19 protein-coding genes and 1 riboswitch are annotated in these 19948 nt (G+C 51.9%); of the genes, 12 read left to right on the top strand and 7 right to left on the bottom strand.

Features of this window, described 5'->3' with window-relative positions:
* Positions 1–325 precede the first annotated feature (325 nt).
* From pnp to KDM89_RS04725, 7 genes are all read right to left on the bottom strand, one after another.
* Positions 326–2455 (bottom strand): polyribonucleotide nucleotidyltransferase, encoded by a 2130-nt coding sequence (gene pnp / locus KDM89_RS04695; RefSeq protein ID WP_212686784.1) that lies wholly within the window; start codon positions 2453–2455, stop codon positions 326–328.
* A gap of 203 nt (positions 2456–2658) precedes the next feature.
* On the bottom strand, positions 2659–2928 hold the full coding sequence (rpsO, locus tag KDM89_RS04700) for a 30S ribosomal protein S15 (protein ID WP_189355608.1): 270 nt from the start codon (positions 2926–2928) through the stop codon (positions 2659–2661).
* 115 nt (positions 2929–3043) lie between these two features.
* Positions 3044–4582, bottom strand: coding sequence for a 2-isopropylmalate synthase (locus KDM89_RS04705; protein ID WP_329604619.1), 1539 nt, complete (start codon positions 4580–4582; stop codon positions 3044–3046).
* A gap of 335 nt (positions 4583–4917) precedes the next feature.
* The gene (locus KDM89_RS04710) at positions 4918–5640 is read right to left on the bottom strand and encodes an SIMPL domain-containing protein (RefSeq protein ID WP_212686786.1); all 723 of its coding nucleotides are present in this window, start codon (positions 5638–5640) and stop codon (positions 4918–4920) included.
* A gap of 524 nt (positions 5641–6164) precedes the next feature.
* A complete protein-coding gene (gene ilvC / locus KDM89_RS04715) occupies positions 6165–7181 on the bottom strand; it encodes a ketol-acid reductoisomerase (protein ID WP_189355611.1) in 1017 nt (338 codons plus the stop codon).
* 54 nt (positions 7182–7235) lie between these two features.
* Positions 7236–7727: an acetolactate synthase small subunit gene (gene ilvN / locus KDM89_RS04720; RefSeq protein ID WP_189355612.1), complete on the bottom strand. Its 492-nt coding sequence runs from the start codon at positions 7725–7727 to the stop codon at positions 7236–7238.
* Positions 7727–9442 (bottom strand): acetolactate synthase 3 catalytic subunit, encoded by a 1716-nt coding sequence (locus KDM89_RS04725; RefSeq protein WP_212686787.1) that lies wholly within the window; start codon positions 9440–9442, stop codon positions 7727–7729. Before KDM89_RS04725 ends, ilvN begins: the two co-directional genes overlap by 1 nt.
* Before the next feature lie 513 nt (positions 9443–9955).
* On the opposite strand from KDM89_RS04725, the gene KDM89_RS04730 reads away from it, so the two are divergent.
* The 12 genes from KDM89_RS04730 (at position 9956) to KDM89_RS04785 (ending at position 19925) form a co-directional block, all read left to right on the top strand.
* Positions 9956–10528, top strand: a complete 573-nt coding sequence (locus KDM89_RS04730; RefSeq protein ID WP_212686788.1) for an RNA polymerase sigma factor — start codon at positions 9956–9958, stop codon at positions 10526–10528.
* Positions 10525–10953, top strand: coding sequence for a DUF3619 family protein (locus KDM89_RS04735; protein WP_212686789.1), 429 nt, complete (start codon positions 10525–10527; stop codon positions 10951–10953). Before KDM89_RS04730 ends, KDM89_RS04735 begins: the two co-directional genes overlap by 4 nt.
* Entirely contained in the window at positions 10950–11636 is a 687-nt protein-coding gene (locus KDM89_RS04740; RefSeq protein WP_329604620.1) for a DUF3106 domain-containing protein, read from the top strand. Before KDM89_RS04735 ends, KDM89_RS04740 begins: the two co-directional genes overlap by 4 nt.
* Entirely contained in the window at positions 11633–12133 is a 501-nt protein-coding gene (locus tag KDM89_RS04745; RefSeq protein ID WP_212686790.1) for an RDD family protein, read from the top strand. The genes KDM89_RS04740 and KDM89_RS04745 overlap by 4 nt, the downstream gene beginning before the upstream one ends.
* Before the next feature lie 63 nt (positions 12134–12196).
* Positions 12197–12868 carry a TetR/AcrR family transcriptional regulator gene (locus KDM89_RS04750; protein WP_189355618.1) on the top strand — a complete coding sequence of 224 codons (672 nt, stop codon included), beginning with the start codon at positions 12197–12199 and terminating at the stop codon, positions 12866–12868.
* Positions 12865–13461, top strand: a complete 597-nt coding sequence (locus KDM89_RS04755; protein WP_212686791.1) for an LOG family protein — start codon at positions 12865–12867, stop codon at positions 13459–13461. Before KDM89_RS04750 ends, KDM89_RS04755 begins: the two co-directional genes overlap by 4 nt.
* Before the next feature lie 87 nt (positions 13462–13548).
* Positions 13549–13758, top strand: coding sequence for a DUF3460 family protein (locus KDM89_RS04760; RefSeq protein ID WP_212686792.1), 210 nt, complete (start codon positions 13549–13551; stop codon positions 13756–13758).
* A 32-nt stretch (positions 13759–13790) separates the two neighbouring features.
* Positions 13791–14636 (top strand): segregation and condensation protein A, encoded by an 846-nt coding sequence (locus KDM89_RS04765; protein ID WP_212686793.1) that lies wholly within the window; start codon positions 13791–13793, stop codon positions 14634–14636.
* 29 nt (positions 14637–14665) lie between these two features.
* Complete coding sequence (gene panC, locus KDM89_RS04770) at positions 14666–15505, top strand: pantoate--beta-alanine ligase (protein ID WP_212686794.1); 840 nt, start codon at positions 14666–14668, stop codon at positions 15503–15505.
* A 3-nt stretch (positions 15506–15508) separates the two neighbouring features.
* A complete protein-coding gene (locus KDM89_RS04775; protein WP_212686795.1) occupies positions 15509–16399 on the top strand; it encodes a cobalamin-binding protein in 891 nt (296 codons plus the stop codon).
* Between the two features lie 306 nt (positions 16400–16705).
* Positions 16706–17596, top strand: coding sequence for an EamA family transporter RarD (gene rarD / locus KDM89_RS04780; RefSeq protein WP_212686796.1), 891 nt, complete (start codon positions 16706–16708; stop codon positions 17594–17596).
* Positions 17597–17654: 58 nt separating this feature from the next.
* Positions 17655–17750, top strand: a riboswitch (TPP riboswitch).
* 57 nt (positions 17751–17807) lie between these two features.
* The gene (locus KDM89_RS04785) at positions 17808–19925 is read left to right on the top strand and encodes a TonB-dependent receptor (RefSeq protein ID WP_230427668.1); all 2118 of its coding nucleotides are present in this window, start codon (positions 17808–17810) and stop codon (positions 19923–19925) included.
* The last annotated feature ends 23 nt before the right edge of the window (positions 19926–19948 follow it).

Genomic DNA, 19948 nt, shown 5'->3' on the forward strand with positions numbered 1-19948 from the left:
GCTCCAAGCGAGCGAAGCCTGACACACGGAGGCTGTTACACGTTCTGACTGTGCAAATCTCGTCATTTTACTTTTACTGAAGTCCGGACTTTCTGCCGACAACCGCCAGATCGGTATGCCGGAATCCGCATTTTGCCCATTTTTGACACAAAACCAGCCATTTCTGGTGTCGCTATCGTGATGATGCGATCAAACAGTAAATCTGACCTGACCAGCCACGCGCGTCCCCTCCGGCAAGTAAGTCGAGGCCATAAAAAAACACCGCCCGGTTGAGGGGCGGTGTTTTTCAGTTGCCAATACAATCCGCACGGGGCGGACTAAGGCATTACTGTTGTTGCTGCTGTTGCTGCTCGTCTTCTGCTGCGACGGCTTTCATCGACAGTTTGAAGCGACCACGGTCATCCGTTTCCAGCACTTTCACGCGGACAACCTGACCTTCTTTGAGGTAATCAGCAACAGCGTTTACACGCTCGTTGGCGATCTGGCTGATGTGCAGCAAGCCATCTTTACCCGGCATGATTTGCACGATTGCGCCGAAGTCCAGCAGTTTCAGAACGGTACCATCATAAACTTTACCCACTTCCACTTCCGCAGTCAGCGCTTCGATACGACGTTTCGCTTCCTGACCGGCAGCCGCGTCAACGGATGCAATCGTCACAACGCCTTCATCGCTGATATCGATCTGTGTACCTGTTTCTTCTGTCAGGGCACGGATCACTGCACCACCTTTACCGATCACATCACGGATTTTTTCCGGATTGATTTTCAGAGTGATCAGGCGTGGCGCAAAGTCAGACAATTCTGTACGGCCGGCAGGAACAGCTTCCTGCATTTTGCCCAGAATATGGATACGGCCTTCTTTTGCCTGTGCCAGCGCGACTTCCATGATTTCTTTAGTGATACCCTGGATTTTGATATCCATCTGCAGTGCAGTAATGCCTTCAGCAGTACCAGCTACTTTGAAGTCCATGTCGCCGAGGTGATCTTCGTCGCCGAGGATGTCAGTCAGAACAGCAAATTTGTTACCGTCTTTGATCAGGCCCATTGCGATACCGGCAACGTGTGCTTTCATCGGAACACCAGCGTCCATCAGTGCCAGGCAGCCGCCGCAGACGGAAGCCATCGAAGAAGAACCATTGGATTCAGTGATTTCAGAAACCAGACGTACGGAATAGCTGAATTCATCTGCTGCCGGCAGTGCTGCCTGCAGTGCACGTTTTGCCAGACGGCCATGGCCGATTTCGCGGCGTTTTGGCGAGCCAACGCGACCAGTTTCACCGGTTGCAAACGGAGGCATGTTGTAGTGCAGCATGAAGCGTTCGGAGTATTCACCGGTCAGCGCATCGATTTTTTGCTCGTCGCGTGCTGTACCCAGTGTTGCAATCACCAGCGCCTGTGTTTCACCACGGGTGAACAGTGCTGTACCGTGGGTACGTGGCAGGATGCCTGTGCTGATCGTGATAGGACGCACAGTGCGTGTGTCACGACCGTCGATACGTGGTTCGCCGTTCAGAATCTGGGAACGAACGATACGTGCTTCCAGATCAAACAGAATGTTGCTGACTTCAGAAGAATCAGGCTCTGCTTCGCCTTTAGCAGCAGCTTGCTCAGCCAGTGCTGCGGTAACAGCGGCGTGCGCAACTTTGATTTCCGTTGTACGCGCTTGTTTTTCTTTGATTTGATACGCAGCGCGCATCAGTGGCTCAGCCACTTCTGTCACAGCAGCGATCAGTGCTTCATTTTTAGCAGGTGCAGTCCAGGTAGATTCTGGTTTGCCAGCATCGCGTACCAGTTCGTGGATTGCATCGATCACGACTTTCATCTGATCGTGGCCGTAAACCACCGCGCCCAGCATCACTTCTTCAGACAATTGCTGCGCTTCGGATTCCACCATCAGCACCGCTGCTTCGGTACCGGCAACAACCAGATCCAGAGCAGAAGTTTTGATTTCGGTTGCAGTCGGGTTCAGCAGGTACTGACCATCAACATAACCAACACGCGCCGCACCCAGCGGACCATTGAACGGAATGCCTGCCAACGAAATCGCAGCAGAAGCACCGATCATGGAAATGATATCCGGATCAATTTCAGGATTGACGGACAGAACATGCACGATCACCTGAACTTCATTCAGGTAACCTTCCGGGAACAGAGGACGGATCGGACGATCGATCAGACGCGATGTCAGTGTTTCTTTCTCTGTCGGACGGCCTTCACGTTTGAAGAAGCCACCCGGAATACGGCCCGCAGCATAGCTTTTTTCCATGTAGTCTACGGTCAGCGGGAAAAAGTCCTGGCCAGGTTTCACGTCTTTTTTCGCAACAACAGTTGCCAGAACAACCGTGTCATCCATCGATGCCATCACGGCGCCGGATGCCTGACGGGCGATTTCACCGGTTTCCAGTTTGACTGTATGGTTACCGTATTGGAAGGTTTTAGTTACTTTATTAAACACAATGTGTCCTTTCTGATTTGCCGACAGAATTTCAGGCGCTGTCGTTCACCTCACCACGCGCAGTCTTACGACCACGGATTGCAGCACGTCCTGCATTCAGCGCAGAAACATACCACGAAAACGAATGCAAAATACAAACAAAAAGCCTGTGACAGCAGCACTGTCACAGGCTTTTTTATGCAACTTTTGCGAAAAAGTGCAAATTACTTACGCAGACCGAGTTTTTCGATCAGGGAGCGGTAACGGTTCAGATCTTTACGCTTCAGGTAAGCCAGCAGACTTTTACGACGGTTAACCATCATCAGCAGACCACGACGGGAGTGGTGATCTTTCATGTGGGATTTGAAGTGACCATTCAGGTCGTTGATGCGTGCTGTCAGCAGCGCAACTTGCACTTCAGGAGAACCTGTATCGTTTTGACCACGTGCGTTGTCTGCAACGATTGCAGCTTTCTGATTTTTTTCGATTGCCATGATTTTTCCTTAACTGGCGATAAAAACAGTTGCTTCCATACAAACCGTCTTTATCGTGATTACAAAACCGCTTTTTCAGCGGGATCCGAATACTAACACACAAAGAAAATAAAGATCAAATTTGCGGGTTCAGCTTTTCAGTTTTGGACTGCAATTTGTTTAAAGCCGACAAATACGCCTTGGCCGACGCCACCACGATATCCGGATCCGCACCGGTACCGTTCACAATACGCCCAGCTTTCGACAAACGCATGGTCACTTCACCCTGCGATTGCGTACCGGTGGTAATTGCATTCACAGAGAACAGCAACAATTCCGCGCCGCTAGGCACTTTAGCTTCAATCGCATTCACGATCGCATCCACCGGACCGTTGCCGGTTGCTTCACTGATGTATTCTTCGCCGGCGCGGGAAAAGACAATTTTCGCCGATGGCAATTCGCCGGTCTCAGAACGCTGAGACAAGGAAACAAAATGGAAGGCATCGACTTCATTGGCCTGTTCGCCATCGGATACCAGCGCCAGAATATCTTCATCAAAGATTTCGGCTTTACGGTCTGCCAGTTCTTTAAAACGCGAGAATGCGGCATTTACATCAGCTTCGGAACCCAGCGTGATCCCCAGTTCTTCCAGACGCTGACGGAAGGCATTACGACCGGACAACTTACCGAGCACAATCTTGTTAGCGCTCCAGCCCACGTCTTCTGCGCGCATGATTTCGTAGGTGTCGCGTGCCTTCAGAATACCGTCCTGATGAATGCCGGACGCATGCGCAAACGCATTCGCGCCAACCACTGCCTTATTCGGCTGCACAGCAAAACCGGTAATCTGCGATACCAGTTTAGAAGCAGGCACGATCTGGCTGGTGTCGATACCCAGTTCCAGACCAAAGTGATCTTTACGGGTACGCACCGCCATCACGATTTCTTCCAGCGCTGTATTACCTGCGCGTTCACCCAGACCGTTAATCGTACATTCGACCTGACGCGCACCGCCTATCATCACACCCGCCAGCGAGTTCGCAACGGCCATCCCCAGATCATTATGGCAGTGTACCGACCAGACGGCTTTATCCGAATTCGGAATCCGTTCACGCAGTGTTTTGATCATATTGCCGTATAACTCAGGCACTGCGTAACCAACGGTGTCCGCAAAATTAATCGTCGTTGCACCTTCGCGGATGACAGCTTCAATCACACGGCACAGAAAATCCATTTCCGAGCGGCTGCCGTCTTCCGGGCTGAACTCCACATCCTCTGTGAACTGACGCGCATAGCGCACCGCCTGAATTGCTTGCACCAGCACCTGATCCGGACTCATGCGCAACTTCTTTTCCATATGCAGCGGTGAAGTCGCGATGAAAGTATGGATACGTTTGCGTTGCGCGGCCTGTAATGCTTCAGCTGCGCGGGCGATGTCACGTTCATTGGCGCGTGACAAAGAGCAAATCGTGGAATCTTTGATCACCGAAGCAATCGCTTTAATCGACTCAAAATCACCCGGCGATGCCGCCGCAAAACCAGCTTCTATGACATCCACTTTCAGGCGCTCCAGCTGACGCGCAATACGGATTTTTTCGTCGCGGGTCATCGATGCGCCCGGTGATTGTTCGCCATCACGCAATGTTGTATCAAAGATAATTAATTTTTCAGCCACAGTAGCCTCCGGCAATTTGGGTTGGTTAATTTGTCTGGTGCGCCGCAGATAAACACACGGCATGCGGGTAAAACAGGAGAGGAGTTTCTGCGTGCGATTACGCTAGCAGAATAAATAGCGATAGCGAACTTAGGAAGTCCGCCAGAGTGGAATTAACAGCGAAGGATGCAGTTAAAGTAAGCATGGCACAACTATATGCCGGAACGGGAAAATCCGCAACCGAAAAAGCGAATTTTCCCTTGTAAAGATGAGACTTTGAAGCAATAGATTCAGATGTTTGCAGAATGAAATCCAAATCAACAGAATTTTATTCCGCACCAACCCGTGAATCCGGTTTAGTCTTTGCGCAAACGCACTTTACCTTCGATTGAAATATTCAGTTCAGAAAAGCCCGGTTCAAAACGAAAGCCCGGATTCTGCGTAGCGCCGTCAGCCATCGGCGCGGCCATGGCCATCATTTTCATTTCCGGTACCGGCCCGCTCATATCCGTCACATTCAGTTCCGCCAGTTCTGCCTGTGCTTCCGATTTACCCATCGCTTTTAGCAAATACGACAGCTTGTGTGAGAATTGCTTATAACCGGAATCAAATTTCTGCTGCTCAGTTTTTGCCTTAGCGGCATCAGACAAACCGAAATTCAGTTGCGTCATTTGCAGATTTTTCTGCGCCTCTCCGACCAGGCCGGTCAGACGGCTCAGATCAGCACTTTTCACATCCAGCTTCTGACCAACGCGCCACGCAATGATGACAGGTGCCTTACCCGGTTTTGCGCGGCCCGCATCGTAGACCGGGTAACTGTAGACGCTGCCTGTTTGCAACATCGCGGAAGGATCCGATTTCTTAATTTGTTCAGTGCCGGTACGCATACGCTGGTTCAGGCGGGTGATCGCCTGCTGACGATCCGCATCCTGTTCTTCGGCTGAAAATTCTATCGCTGCCTGATCGTTTTCCACCCGAATGCTGGTTTGCGCAGACAGCGTAATCAGCGCGCCATTTGTCGATTGTGCTGCAGCGACACCGGCAACGGACAGCAGGGATACGAGTAACAGTTTTTTCATCATCATTCCTTTCAGAGCAAAACCTGATGCGTTCGCTTCGCAGCACGCGTTCAGGCAAAGAGCACAGCTTAGTCAACCATGGTAAAACTTCCAAGATTTGAATCTGCTAAACCGGTTCGGGACACAAAAAGTACCGTGTCGCAAACCTATCCAGGGGCAAAAGGAGTTCAAAGAGAGTCTTTCGTTTTACCAGGAACAGATCATTGGCATAACCAACCAGCTCCGGTACGGGCCTGTATTTGCCCGAAAATGGCCAAAAATGTCCGAAATGCGGTGTTCTGCACAGCGATCCGGCGATCGCCTGCAGAAAGTCAGGGCCTCCGAAAATCATCGATGACGATATCTGCACATTCATTGCGCTTTACACGCGCTTTGCCAGAAGCCAGGAACCAGCTTCCCGCACAAAAAATCCGCTCTGAAAGCGGGGAAAAACGGAGGCATGCACACACATGTCAGCGACTTTATTGTTTGATGTCACAAATAAAAATACCCGCCGCAGCGGGTATTTTCAGTGACCGGAACAATCAGTTTTTGGACTGATCAACCAGTTTGTTTTTCGCGATCCACGGCATCATTGCGCGCAGTTTTGCACCGACTTCTTCGATCTGATGTTCAGAAGTCAGGCGACGACGGGAAATCAGCGTTGGTGCGCCAGCTTTGTTTTCCAGGATGAAGCTCTTCGCATATTCACCAGTCTGAATATCTTTCAGACACTGACGCATGGCATCTTTGGTCGCCGATGTCACCACTTTCGGGCCGGTCACGTATTCGCCATATTCCGCATTGTTGGAAATCGAGTAATTCATGTTAGCGATACCGCCTTCATAAATCAGATCAACGATCAGCTTCAGTTCGTGCAGACATTCGAAGTAAGCCATTTCCGGTGCATAACCGGCTTCCACCAGTGTTTCAAAACCGGCTTTGATCAGTTCAACCGTACCGCCGCACAAAACAGCTTGCTCACCGAACAAGTCAGTTTCAGTTTCTTCACGGAAGTTAGTTTCGATGATACCGGCACGGCCACCGCCGTTGGCCATCGCATAAGACAGCGCGATATCGCGTGCTTTACCGGATTTGTCCTGATACACAGCTACCAGATGCGGCACGCCGCCGCCTTGTGCGTAAGTACCGCGCACTGTGTGGCCCGGCGCTTTCGGTGCAACCATGATGACGTCCAGATCCGCACGCGGAACTACCTGACCATAGTGAACATTGAAGCCGTGCGCAAACGCCAGCACTGCGCCTTGTTTCGCAAATGGTTCAACGTTTTCTTTGTAAACCTGCGCGATGTTTTCATCAGGCAGCAAAATCATGATGACGTCAGCTTCTTTCACTGCATCATTTACTTCTGCAACACGCAGACCTGCCTGCTCTGCTTTCGCCCATGAAGCACCGCCTTTGCGCAGCGCAACGGTTACATTGCAACCGGAATCATTCAGATTCTGTGCGTGTGCATGGCCTTGAGAACCGTAACCGATGATCGCTACTTTTTTGCTTTTGATGAGGGAGAGATCACAATCTTTATCGTAAAAAACTTTCATTTTTATATCCTGTCTGAATTCAATATTTATCAAAAATTTTCTTTACAGCCGGCATCACACTTTGAGGATGCGTTCGCCACGGCCTATACCGGAACCACCGGTACGGACTGTTTCCAGAATCGCTGTACGGTCTATTGCATCAATGAAGGCGTCCAGCTTGCCGCGATTACCGGTCAGTTCTATCGTGTAGGTTTTTTCAGTGACATCAATGATGCGGCCACGGAAAATATCCGCAGTACGCTTCATTTCTTCACGCTCTTTCCCCACCGCTCTGACCTTAATCAGCATTAACTCGCGTTCAATATGCGCACCTTCGGTCAGATCCACTACCTTCACCACTTCAATTAAGCGGTTCAGATGCTTGGTGATCTGTTCGATGATGTCATCGGAACCGGAAGTGACGATGGTCATACGCGACAGCGTCTGATCTTCGGTTGGTGCGACGGTCAGCGTTTCGATGTTGTAACCACGGGCGGAGAACAACCCAACCACACGCGACAAAGCACCGGCTTCGTTTTCCAGCAAAATCGAAATAATGTGTCTCATTACAGATCCTCCGAACCAAGCAGCATCTCGGTGAGGCCTTTACCCGCCTTCACCATCGGCCAGACGTTTTCGGTCTGATCGGTAATGAAATTCATAAACACCAGACGATTTTTCATGGCGAAAGCTTCACGTACTGCGCCATCCACATCGGCCGGATTTTCAATACGCATACCAACGTGACCATAAGCCTCCACCAGTTTGGTGAAGTCCGGCAACGAGTCCATATACGATTCCGAATAACGCGAACCGTAATCCAGCTGCTGCCACTGACGCACCATGCCGAGGAAACGGTTGTTCAGCAGAACGATTTTTGGTGTCAGGTGATACTGCTTACACGTCGCCAGTTCCTGAATACACATCTGAATCGATGCTTCACCAGTAATACACGCCACCGTTGCATCAGGATTGGCCATTTGCACACCCATGGCGTATGGCAAGCCAACACCCATGGTGCCCAGACCGCCAGAGTTAATCCAGCGGCGTGGTTTATCAAATTTGTAGTACTGCGCGGCCCACATCTGATGCTGACCAACGTCGGACGTGACGAAAGCGTCGCCCCGGGTCACTTCAAATACTTTTTCCACAACGGATTGCGGCTTGATGACCAGATCCGAAGTCGGATATTTCAGGCATTCTTTCGAACGCCACTCATCAATCTGTTTCCACCAGGCGGACAGCTTGCGTGCATCGATACGCTGCTCTTGTGCATTCAGCTGCGACAGCATTTCGATCAGCACATCCTTCACGTTACCGACGATAGGAATATCGACTTTCACGCGCTTGGAAATGGAAGACGGATCAATATCAATATGAATGATCTTGCGCGGGTGCGAAGCAAAGTGTTTCGGATTACCGATGACACGGTCATCGAAACGGGCACCGATGGCAACCAGTACATCGCAGTGCTGCATTGCCATGTTGGCTTCATAAGTACCATGCATACCCGGCATACCGACGAATTTGGAATCGGTGGCGCGGTAGCCGCCCAGTCCCATCAGTGTGTTGGTGCACGGCACGCCGAGCATATCGACCAAACGATTCAGTTCCGGTGCTGCATGCGCGAGAATGACGCCGCCACCGGTGTAAATCATCGGGCGCTCTGCAGACAGCAACAACTGAACCGCTTTGCGAATCTGCCCTGCATGGCCTTTATCCACCGGACGGTAGGAACGCATTTCCACTTCTTTCGGATAGTGGTAGCTCGTTTTGTGCATGGAGATATCTTTCGGGATATCGACCAGCACAGGACCGGGTCTGCCGGTTGTGGCAATAAAGAAAGCTTTTTTGATCGTAGTCGCCAGATCACGCACATCCTTGACCAGGAAATTGTGCTTTACGCAGGGACGGGTAATACCAACGGTATCACACTCCTGAAAAGCATCCTGACCGATCACGGCGCTTGGCACCTGACCGGAAATCACCACCATAGGAATCGAATCCATATAGGCAGTTGCGAGCCCCGTCACTGCATTCGTGACACCGGGACCGGATGTGACAATGGCCACACCGACTTTGCTGGATGAACGGGAATAAGCATCTGCTGCATGAATCGCAGCCTGCTCATGGCGAACCAGAATATGCTGAAACTTATCCTGATTAAAAATTGCGTCATAGATGTAGAGAACGGCACCGCCCGGATATCCGAAGACGTGTTCAACACCCTCTTCGGCCAGACACTTTACCAGTATCTCTGCGCCTGTAAACTCTGAACTCATTGTTGTCCTTTCAAGGTCCATAGGAAATTGATCGGATGTTCTTTCCTGGCGAAATCACGACGCATATCTGTTCACCGATGTCCCTTTTTTGCATCGCCGCACTCCCCTTGCTGCACCCGTTGGGTACCGTTCCAGGCAATACTTAAGACACTCGTTCGATCAGCGGAAAAAATATAACGAAGACAGACTTCTCACGCTTGTGGCGTGGGTCAGAACAAACAGCTACTAAAAGCGCACTTACTGAATTGAGCGTGGTCGGCTTGTTCAGCAAGCATTTTTGTCCCGGGATTGTGGGACGAGCGTCAACAGTACTGCGTCGCAGCATTTTGGTCAAGTGAAATTCGTACCACATACGCGATAATACGCAGTCAACTTGTGCCAACCGGTTTGCTGCACCGTACGTTAATAAAAATCATCCCCGTTTACGCATTTTTTGCTAGGATGTGCCCTCTTTTTCCGGACAGTCGCTAGACTGAGCCGGCCCGCTGTTACTGAAACGAATGATCGCCAACAATGGCTACAGACAAAGAACTCTCCGATTTTCTGGAAAGTGTCGAGCGAAGAGCATTTAAGCACGCTGTTTATGCCGTCAGAAATGATGAATCCGCACTCGACATTGTTCAGGAGGCAATGATTAAACTCGCTGAGAAGTACGGCGATAAGCCGGCAGCAGAATTGCCTATGCTGTTTCAGCGTATTTTACAAACGACCATACTGGATTTTTTCCGGCGTGAAAAAGTCCGCAATACCTGGGTCAGCCTGTTTTCGAACATGATTCCGGCAGGACAGTCAGAAGAAGACCAGTTTGACCTGCTCGAATCCTACGCAGGCGAAGAAGGCAGCGAAACCACCGAGTCCACTGCTGATAAAATGGAGCGCGAGCAGGTATTAGGCATTATTGATGAAGAAATAAAAAAACTGCCGGCGCGTCAACGGGAAGCATTCCTCATGCGTTATTGGGAAGACATGGATGTAGCAGAAACTGCCGCCGCAATGGGCTGCTCGGAAGGCAGCGTGAAAACGCATTGCTCAAGGGCAACGCACGCACTTGCTGCGACACTGAAAGCAAAAGGAATACAGCTATGAATTACTCAAAAGAATCTCAGGATCTGGACTTCGCTTACAAAGTCCGGCGGGCGCTGAATGAATCGTCCGAAAGTCTGCCGGCACCGACACTGGATCGTCTGGCACAGGCACGCAAAATGGCGATGTCACGCAAGAAGAAAGAAAGCCCTGCGCTTGTCCGTTTGTTCCAGAATGCATTTGCCGGAGCAAATGGCTTCCAATTCAGCGGTCCTTCGTCCTGGCTGGGACGTGCAGGACTGGCTTTACCGGCCATCGTGCTGATAGCGGGTCTGGCTGGCATTTACGAATACGAGCAACAGCAAAATATTAACGAACTGGCCGATATCGACACTTCAATGCTGGTGGACGAGTTACCACCGGCAGCCTACGTGGATACTGGCTTCACGACTTACGTCAACAATAAACAAAACGAGGAATCTCAGTGAGACTGGTTGTTTTTCTGAGCACGCTTGCCGTACTTTGCACCGCACTTCCGGCGCAGCCAGTGATGGCCGCCGGAAGTGATGCTTCTGCCATACTGGGCTTAAAGCCGGCTCCTGCAAAACCGCTGTGGTCTGAACTGACACCTGCGCAGAAAGTCGCACTGACTCCGTTGCAAGCCGAGTGGGATGCATTACCGGAAGTCCGCAAAAAGAAGTGGCTGGAAATCGCAGGACGCTACGCAACGCTGAAACCTGAAGAACAGGCGCGTTTGCAGGAACGTATGCGCGACTGGCTGAAACTGACGCCGGAACAACGCATGGCAGCGCGGGAAAACTTTGCCAAGACCAAACAAATCGCTCCTGAGAAAAAGAGTGAGCAATGGCAAAAGTATCAGCAACTCAGTGAAGAAGAGAAAAAGAAACTGGCAGCTGACCAGCCGGCAAAAAAATCTCTGACTAACCTGAGCCCGGACGCATTACGCAATCCGAATACGCTGCAACCGATCAAAGGTAATTTACCGAAACCGGCTGCACCTGCCGCAGTGGCAAAACCAGTTACGGCCAGCGCGCCTGCTGTCAGCGCACCTGTGCAAGCTCCCGCATCAGTTGTAGCACCTGCCCCGGCTTCTGTGCCGGCCGAAGTACCGGCAACGGCTCCTGCATCTGTAACTTCTGCCACAAAATGACTGAACCGGTAACACTGATCACGCCTTCGATCCGGAGGCGCCTTACCTGCATGCTGTATGAAGGCATGTTGTTATTCGGGCTGGTCTTTGTGACCATACTGGTATTTAATTTCCTGAGCAAAAGCCGCCTTGTATTACAGGTGCTCTTATTTCTGGTAATCGGGTTTTATTTTGTTTACTGCTGGACCCGCTCGGGACAGACTCTCGCCATGAAAACCTGGCGCATCCGCGTTACGGATCTGGATGGGCAGCCTTTGCCGCGCATTAAAGCAATCGTGCGCTACGTGCTCAGCTGGATGTGGTTTTTGCCGGCACTGGCACTGTCATATCAGTTTAATCTGCAAAAAATTGAAGCCGTCGTCGCTATACTTGCTGGTTTAGCGGGCTGGGCACTGACGGCACTTCTGGACCCTGAGCGTCAGTTTATGCATGACAAACTCGCAAAAACACGGCTGACCGAATTGCCTGCCGGCACAAAAAACAGTTCAGCTGAGTAACACAGGTTTTGAGGATATGCGGAAGAATGCTATTCTTACGAAATATTATCTCGAAAAAATAGCATGCAACACAAAGCTCCGCGTCGTACCAGGGAACGAATCCTAGAGCTTTCCCTGCGTTTGTTTAATGAATTTGGTGAGCCTAACATCACAACTACCGTGATCGCGGAAGAGATGAACATCTCTCCGGGCAATCTTTATTATCATTTTCGCAACAAAGACGATATCGTCAATTCCCTGTTTTCTCAGTTCGAAACTGAGATCAATAAAAAGCTCGCGTTTCCCAGCGGACGCAAAGCCAATATTCAGGACGTCTGGACGTATCTGCATCTGACCTTTGAACTGGTCTGGCGCTATCGCTTTTTCTATCGTGATCTTAACGACCTGCTCTCACGTAACCGCAAGCTGGAACTGAATTTCAAAGAAATTCTGACCCACAAAATCCGCGTCGCCACAGAATTGTGTACTGGCTTACGCGCGGACGGCGAATTTGAAGCAACCGATATGGACATCGACGCACTGGCAACCAATATGGTCGTGGTTGCTACCTACTGGCTGTCGTATGAGTATGTGCGTAATCCGCGCAAATACACAGAGGCGCAGATCATGTCGGAATCCCTGGCACGTGGTTGCTATCAGGTCATCGTACTGATCAGTCCTTATCTGCGCGGACAAGCGAAAGAAGTGTTTGAACGTCTTTCTGCTGAATATCTGCGCAAAATGAAGCCGGAATGAAATCCGTTTGCGTTTATTGCGGCGCCCGCAACGGCAGCAATCCTTTACACCACAAGCAGGCGCAGGTACTCGCCGCCGCGATGGTGAACCGAAATACCTCACTGGTTTACGGCGGAGGCAATGTCGGCCTGATGGGTGTCATTGCCGATGAAATGATGCGCCTGGGTGGCACGGTGACCGGCGTCATTCCTGCATCGCTGGTTGCCCGTGAAGTCGGTCATCAGGGTCTCAGTCAACTGCATGTAGTCAGTACGATGCATGAACGTAAAGCACTGATGGCGGATTTGTCCGATGGCTTCATTGCGATGCCCGGTGGTTTTGGTACGCTGGATGAGTTATTTGAAATTCTGACCTGGGCGCAACTCGGATTCCACAACAAACCTGTCGGCTTGTTGAATACCGCTGGATATTTTGATCATTTACTGCAATTTATTGATCATGCTGCTACCGAAGGTTTTATCGGCGATGAACATCGTCGTATGTTTTGCGTTGCAGATGATCCTGCTCTTTTATTGCAGCAAATGCTGGCAATGCAGTCCGCCTCACAGCTAACGCATTTTTCTGACACTCCGGACGCAGGCGATCTGCGCTGAAGTTCTTTTAACCATCCTGCTTTTTTCTCTGCAACGCAGCAAAAGCGGAGTAAAATGCCGCAGTTTTCAATCTGACCTAGCCCTAACATGAAATTCTTACACCAAGTTTCCATGTACGAATCTGAAGCCACTTCGTTTCTGAAAGACCTGAAAAAGGCCAAACCACATCTGGATCAGGAGCAAGTCGCAGGCCGTTCACTGCTGTGGGATAAGGCACCACTGGATCTGGACCAGCAAGAGCGTTTTGCCGAAGCGCGCATTGCACAGCAAGCCTACGTTTATCAGAACAAAGGCTGATCGCTGCCTTCGGCATACACTGAGCACATCAAGTGACCGCAGAAGCCGCTGATCTCCCGATTGTGGGAGCGCAGGATACGACACCGGATGTCGTTGATGGCCTTGCTCTGGCAAGGCTGTACGGCGAGCCTTTATTCAAGGTTCCGACGGACTTGTATATCCCTCCCGATGCACTGGAAGTGTTTCTGGAAGCGTTTCAGGGGCCGCTGGATTTGCTGCTGTATCTGATTCGTAAACAGAATTTCAATATTCTGGATATCCCGATGGCGGATGTCACCCGTCAGTATCTGACGTATGTGGACCAGATTCGCAGCCGCAATCTGGAGCTCGCCGCAGAATATCTGTTGATGGCAGCCATGCTGATTGAAATTAAGTCACGCATGTTGCTGCCATCCAACAAAACGCAGGAAGGCGAAGAAGCGGAAGATCCGCGTGCAGAACTGGTCAGACGCCTGCTGGAATACGAGCAAATCAAACTGGCGGCCTTTGACCTGAATAATGTACCGCAACTCGGTCGTGACTTCCTGCATGCGCAGGTCTACATCGAACAACATACCGTCTTACACTGGCCGCAGGTCGAGCTGATTGATATTCAGTCCGCCTGGGCCGATGTACTGAAACGCGCGACGCTGGTACAGCATCACAAAATTTCACGTGAAGAATTGTCGGTACGCGAACATATGACAGCCATTCTGCGCAAACTGCAATCGACCCGCTTTGTGGAATTTGCAGACTTGTTTGACCCTTCACGCGGCGTTCCGGTACTGGTGGTCAATTTTATTGCCCTGCTGGAACTCGCAAAAGAAACCCTGATCGAAATCACCCAGGCGGAAGCATTTGCGCCTATTTATGTCAGACTGGCATACTCGCCCGCCTGACACCGATTGTTTACCGGAAAATTCCCATCATGAAAGTTATCACCTCGATTGAAGAGTTGCGTGCTCACCTGACTGGTCAGCTGCGTACTGCATTCGTCCCGACCATGGGCAATCTGCACGAGGGTCATTTATCCTTAATGCGACTGGCAAAACGCCACGGCGATCCGGTAATTGCATCGGTTTTCGTTAACCGTCTGCAATTCGGCCCGAATGAAGATTTCGACAAATATCCGCGTACGCTGCAAGCGGATATCGATAAGCTGGAAAAAGAAGGCGTATATATCCTGTTTGCACCGAGCGAAAAAGATCTGTATCCGGAGCCACAGGAATACCGTATTCAGCCGCCGAATAATCTGGGCGACATCCTCGAAGGCGAATTCCGTCCGGGCTTTTTTGGTGGCGTGACCACCGTGGTCATGAAACTGTTTTCCTGCGTACAGCCACGTGTTGCTGTGTTCGGCAAAAAGGATTACCAGCAGTTGATGATCATCCGCAACATGAGCAAGCAGTTTGCACTGCCGACAGAAATCATCGCGGCGGAAACCTACCGCGCCGATGACGGTCTGGCACTGTCTTCCCGCAATGGCTACCTGTCCGCAGAAGAGCGTGCGGAAGCACCTGTGCTGTACCGCACGCTGAATGAGGTAGCGGATGAAGTCCGTTCAGGTCAGTCTGATCTGTTGCGCCTGGAACAGCTGGCGATGGAAAAACTGGCGACCCGTCAGTGGGCGCCGGATTACATTTCAATCCGCAAACGCGCTAACCTGCAGGCACCGACACAGGAAGAGTTGCTGGCCGGCGAACCGCTGGTGGTACTGGCGGCAGCGAAGCTGGGCAAAACCCGCCTGATCGACAACCTCGAAATCTGAACCATGCTGCGCCGTCTGACTGCCTCACTGATTCCGCTGCTGCTGGCTGGCAGTGCTGCAGCCGCCATCCGTGTGACGGATGATGCGGGACAGGCAGTATTGATGGAAAAACCGGCGCAACGGATCATCAGCCTTGCGCCGCATGTCACCGAATTATTATTCGAAGCAGGTGCAGGAAAACAAGTCATTGCTGTCAGTGATTACAGCGACTATCCTGCGGCCGCGAAACAACTCCCGTCAGTTGGTAATGTCTTTGCGCTTGATACGGAACGCTTGCTGGCAATGCGCCCGGATCTCGTTATTGTCTGGGGAACCGGTAAAGGTCATGCACTGGCAGATCAGTTACGTGCCAACAATATCCGCATCTTCGAAAGCGATCCGAAAAACTACGAACAGGTCGCCAGCAGTCTGGAACGGCTGGGTGAACTGACCGGTAATGCCGCCACCGGACAACAGGCCGCGAAACGTTTTCGTGATCGCCTGCAGCAATTGCAAAGCCGTTACCAGCTGAAAGCCGGTGAAGCTGTAGTGACGGTGTTTTATCAGGTCTGGCATCAGCCGCTGATGACACTCAGCGATCAGCATCTGGTATCGTCGGCAATTCGCTTGTGCGGCGGTAAAAATCTGCTTGGCGCGCAGCAGGATATCAGTCCGAAAGTCGGAACCGAAGCGGTGATTGCCGCCAATCCGGATGCGATACTGACCGGCGGCGAATCCACGGCTCAGCTTGAGCAGTTCTGGCAGCATTATCAAACTATGTCTGCCGTAAAAAACCGCCAGTTTTATGCAATTAAAGGCGACTGGCTGAACCGCAACGGCCCGCGCGTACTGGACGGTACTGAAGCCCTGTGTCAGGTGCTGCAAAAAGTCCGCGCCCAGAAATCCCGCCGCTGACATCACTTCTCCCTGCACTACCCGCCACAACAGCATACGGCGCAAGGATCTGCATGCTTTCCCTTTGTAGCTGATCCGGCCATCGCCAACGCGAAATCCCGGAACTTGTTACACTGTGCAGTATCTATGCTTTTTCTGCAGTAAATTCATCCACACGGCACCCGCATCCCGCAAGGTTCAGCATACGCTGCGTTAAGTTTGATCTACCTGACAACTTTATCAGGCAGACAAGCTTACCATCGCCACTGACAATATCCTTCCGGCAATTCCCCGTGCACCTGCAGTCTTTTTCTGATCGGATTTTTCATGCGTCGTAACGGTACTTTACTGGCAGGCTCTGCTTACACTATCTGGGGTTTGTTCCCTTTGTATTTCAAAGCACTGCACAGCGTGCCTTCGCTGGAAATTTTGCTGAACCGCATGGTCTGGTCGCTATTGTTTCTGATTGGTATTCTGACCTGGAAAAAACACTGGGGCTGGATTTCGCAAGCAATACGTAACCCGAAACTGGTGATGAGTTTTGCACTCAGCGCTACCCTGCTGTCGGCGAACTGGCTGGTATATATCTGGGCGGTGAATGAGGGCCGGGTCATTGACGCCAGCCTCGGTTATTTCATCACACCGCTGGTGAATATTCTGCTTGGTGCAGTTGCGCTGCGCGAGCGTATGCGCACGATGCAGTGGGTCGCCGTCAGCTTTGCGGCTGCCGGTGTGATGTGGCTGACCTGGCTGACCGGCAGTCTGCCGTGGATTGGCCTGACGCTGGCACTGACCTTCGGCACCTATGGTTTGTTACGCAAAACCTCATCGCTGGGTGCGCTGGAAGGCTTGTCGCTGGAGACTGCGCTGCTGTTTCCCTTCGCCAGTGGCTATCTTTTCTGGCTGGCGATGCAGGGGCACAATGCATGGTTCACGCAGGATAGTCATGTCGTGACGATGCTGTTGCTGACCGGCCCGGTAACCGCCATACCGCTGCTGCTGTTTGCCGCAGGCGCACGCAAAATCCCGATGACCACACTGGGCATCCTGCAATACATTTCGCCTATGGTGCAATTTCTGATGGGCATCTGGTTGTTCCACGAGCCGTTTAATGCACAAAAACTCGGTGGTTTTGCGCTGATCTGGCTGGCACTGATCCTGTATTCGGCAGAAGGCCTCTGGATGAATTTCCGCCAGTCTGCCAACAAAACTGCCTGAAAACCCACGGGCATTATGCAGCTGTCAACGCAATGCTGCTGAAATCCGTGTAAAATCCGCTGCACGCTAGGGGTCCCGGCTATTACGCCGGGTGAGAGAGTCCCTTATACCTGATCTGGATCATGCCAGCGTAGGAAAGCGCACAGCGAACAAAGTCCCTTCTTTCTTGCTTCCGGCGCTCTCTGGCATATCTGTTTAACGAGAGTACCGAATGTCTGCCACTTCTTTTCCTTGTTCTAAACGCCCTGTCGTTCTCGCGCTGTCTCTGGCATTTGTGATGCCGCTGGCAATGGCGGAAGATGCCTCTGAAACTGCACAGTCTGTTGTCATCAAAAGCCGTAAGGCTGACAAACTTGCAGAGCCAAGCCGCAGCGCCGGCAAGATTGATACACCGCTGCAGGATATCCCGTTTTCGGTGAATCGCTTTGATGCCCGCCAGTTGCAGGATCTCGGCGCACGCATGACCACCGATGTCAGCCACTTCGATGCCAGCGTCAGCGATGCCTACAATGCCGTGGGTTACGCAGAACAGTTTTCGATTCGCGGTTTCGCGCTGGACAATAACAGCAGCTATCGCAAAGATGGCTTCACCATTCCGGCCGATGCATCGATTCCGCTGGAAAATAAAGAAGCTGTGGAAATTTTAAAAGGCGTTGCTGGCTTCCAGTCCGGCATGACCACGCCGGGCGGCTATATCAACTATGTCGTCAAGCGTCCGCTGACCAGCCCGCTGCGCACCCTGAATCTGGAATTGTCAGAACGTGGTACCCGCTATGCTGCGGTGGATGTTTCTGAACAGTTAGCCGGTACGCCGGTTGCCATTCGCCTTAATGCAGCAGCAGAACAAATGCGTTCCGTGATTCGCGGTGCAAACGGAAACCGTGAATTTTTCTCGGCTGCGGTGGATCTGAAAACCGGCAGCAATGGTTTGTTGCGCGCTGACTTTGACTACCAGCACAAATCCCAGCTGACTGCGCCGGGCTTCCAGTTATGGAATGGTACGGACCTGCCACGCGGCATCAGCGCCGATATGATGCTGAATGTACAGCCGTGGGCAAAACCGGTGGATACCAAATCCATGAATCTGGGTCTGCAGTATCAGTACAGCCTGAACAGCGACTGGCAATTCCGTACCGGTGCGAATCTGCACCGTTTCCAGCGCGACGATTACACTGCATTCCCGTGGGGCTGCACCTCCGGCAACCTGTTCCCAGGTTATTGCGCTAACGGTGACTTCGACATGTACGATTACCGCAGCCTGAACGAAGCGAAATATCTGGTGGCCACCGATACCGGCCTGCAAGGCAAATGGGTCGCAGCTGGCATGCAGCACGAAACCGCCGTTGGTGTTGAAACCAGCCGCCGTCGCGATTATTTCGGCGATTATGTGTATGACTTCGCCGGTGTCAGCAATGTCTTCAATCCGGTGGCTGTGCCGCCAAGCAGCAAGCAGCCCGGTCCGGTTTCGCTGCGCCGTATGGATAAAGAAACCGCGCTGTATCTGCAAGATATCATCAGTCTGAATACAGAATGGAAACTGCACCTGAATACCCGCCGTGTGCAGCTGGACCGCGTTCAGCTGGATAATCCCGGCTACAACCAGCAACACTGGGTTTCCGGTGCGGCGCTGGTGTACAAACCAGTCGCCAGCCTGACGACGTATCTGAGCCAGTCTCAGGGCCTGGAATACGGCGGCATCGCGCCGGTTGGCACCAACAATCCGAATCAGATGCTGAATCCGCTGCGCTCGCGTCAGACCGAAGCAGGCATTAAGTACAGCGGTGACAACCAGCTGCAACTGAGTGCCGCTGTTTTCCAGATCACCAAGCCGCTGGAACTGATTAACGCAGCCAATTACTACGTGCAAACCGGCGAAGCCCGCCACCGCGGTATCGAACTGAATGCACAGGGCAATCTGCTGAAAGACCTGAAAGTGCTGGCCAGCTTCACTGCGATCGATGCAGTACAGCAGGATACCGGCAGCGCTGCTTACGATGGCAAGCAAGTGCTGAATGTACCCGGCCGCAAAGCCAGCGTCACACTGGATTACAGCTTGCCGGTGGCTGGCCTCAGCGTACAAGGCGGCTGGCAGTATGCAAGCGAGAAAGCCTTCTCGCCGGATAACCGCATCATGGTACCGGACTATTACGTGCTGAATGCCGGTGCGCGTTACCAGACCCGCATCAGTGGCGTACCGACCACGTTCCGTGCGCAGATCGACAACCTGACCGACCGCTTCTACTGGCGCGATGTCACCCAGTCGCTCGGCGGCTACCTGTTCCCGGGCGCACCGCGCACTGTCCGCTTGTCCGCTCAGCTGGCGTTCTGATCACCAGCACCGTTACGCAACAG

The organism is Cognatundibacterium luofuense (assembly GCF_018139685.1).
Taxonomy (GTDB): domain Bacteria; phylum Pseudomonadota; class Gammaproteobacteria; order Burkholderiales; family Burkholderiaceae_D; genus Undibacterium; species Undibacterium luofuense.

Excerpts from the sequence above, each read along its gene's own strand:
- KDM89_RS04750 (WP_189355618.1), top strand. The coding sequence starts at position 12,197 with ATGCAACACAAAGCTCCGCGTCGTACCAGGGAACGAATCCTAGAGCTT.
- rarD (WP_212686796.1), top strand. The coding sequence starts at position 16,706 with ATGCGTCGTAACGGTACTTTACTGGCAGGCTCTGCTTACACTATCTGG.
- panC (WP_212686794.1), top strand. The coding sequence starts at position 14,666 with ATGAAAGTTATCACCTCGATTGAAGAGTTGCGTGCTCACCTGACTGGT.
- KDM89_RS04745 (WP_212686790.1), top strand. The coding sequence starts at position 11,633 with ATGACTGAACCGGTAACACTGATCACGCCTTCGATCCGGAGGCGCCTT.
- KDM89_RS04725 (WP_212686787.1), bottom strand. The coding sequence starts at position 9,442 with ATGAGTTCAGAGTTTACAGGCGCAGAGATACTGGTAAAGTGTCTGGCC.
- ilvC (WP_189355611.1), bottom strand. The coding sequence starts at position 7,181 with ATGAAAGTTTTTTACGATAAAGATTGTGATCTCTCCCTCATCAAAAGC.
- KDM89_RS04735 (WP_212686789.1), top strand. The coding sequence starts at position 10,525 with ATGAATTACTCAAAAGAATCTCAGGATCTGGACTTCGCTTACAAAGTC.
- ilvN (WP_189355612.1), bottom strand. The coding sequence starts at position 7,727 with ATGAGACACATTATTTCGATTTTGCTGGAAAACGAAGCCGGTGCTTTG.
- rpsO (WP_189355608.1), bottom strand. The coding sequence starts at position 2,928 with ATGGCAATCGAAAAAAATCAGAAAGCTGCAATCGTTGCAGACAACGCA.
- KDM89_RS04785 (WP_230427668.1), top strand. The coding sequence starts at position 17,808 with ATGTCTGCCACTTCTTTTCCTTGTTCTAAACGCCCTGTCGTTCTCGCG.
- KDM89_RS04755 (WP_212686791.1), top strand. The coding sequence starts at position 12,865 with ATGAAATCCGTTTGCGTTTATTGCGGCGCCCGCAACGGCAGCAATCCT.
- KDM89_RS04775 (WP_212686795.1), top strand. The coding sequence starts at position 15,509 with ATGCTGCGCCGTCTGACTGCCTCACTGATTCCGCTGCTGCTGGCTGGC.
- KDM89_RS04710 (WP_212686786.1), bottom strand. The coding sequence starts at position 5,640 with ATGAAAAAACTGTTACTCGTATCCCTGCTGTCCGTTGCCGGTGTCGCT.
- KDM89_RS04760 (WP_212686792.1), top strand. The coding sequence starts at position 13,549 with ATGAAATTCTTACACCAAGTTTCCATGTACGAATCTGAAGCCACTTCG.
- KDM89_RS04730 (WP_212686788.1), top strand. The coding sequence starts at position 9,956 with ATGGCTACAGACAAAGAACTCTCCGATTTTCTGGAAAGTGTCGAGCGA.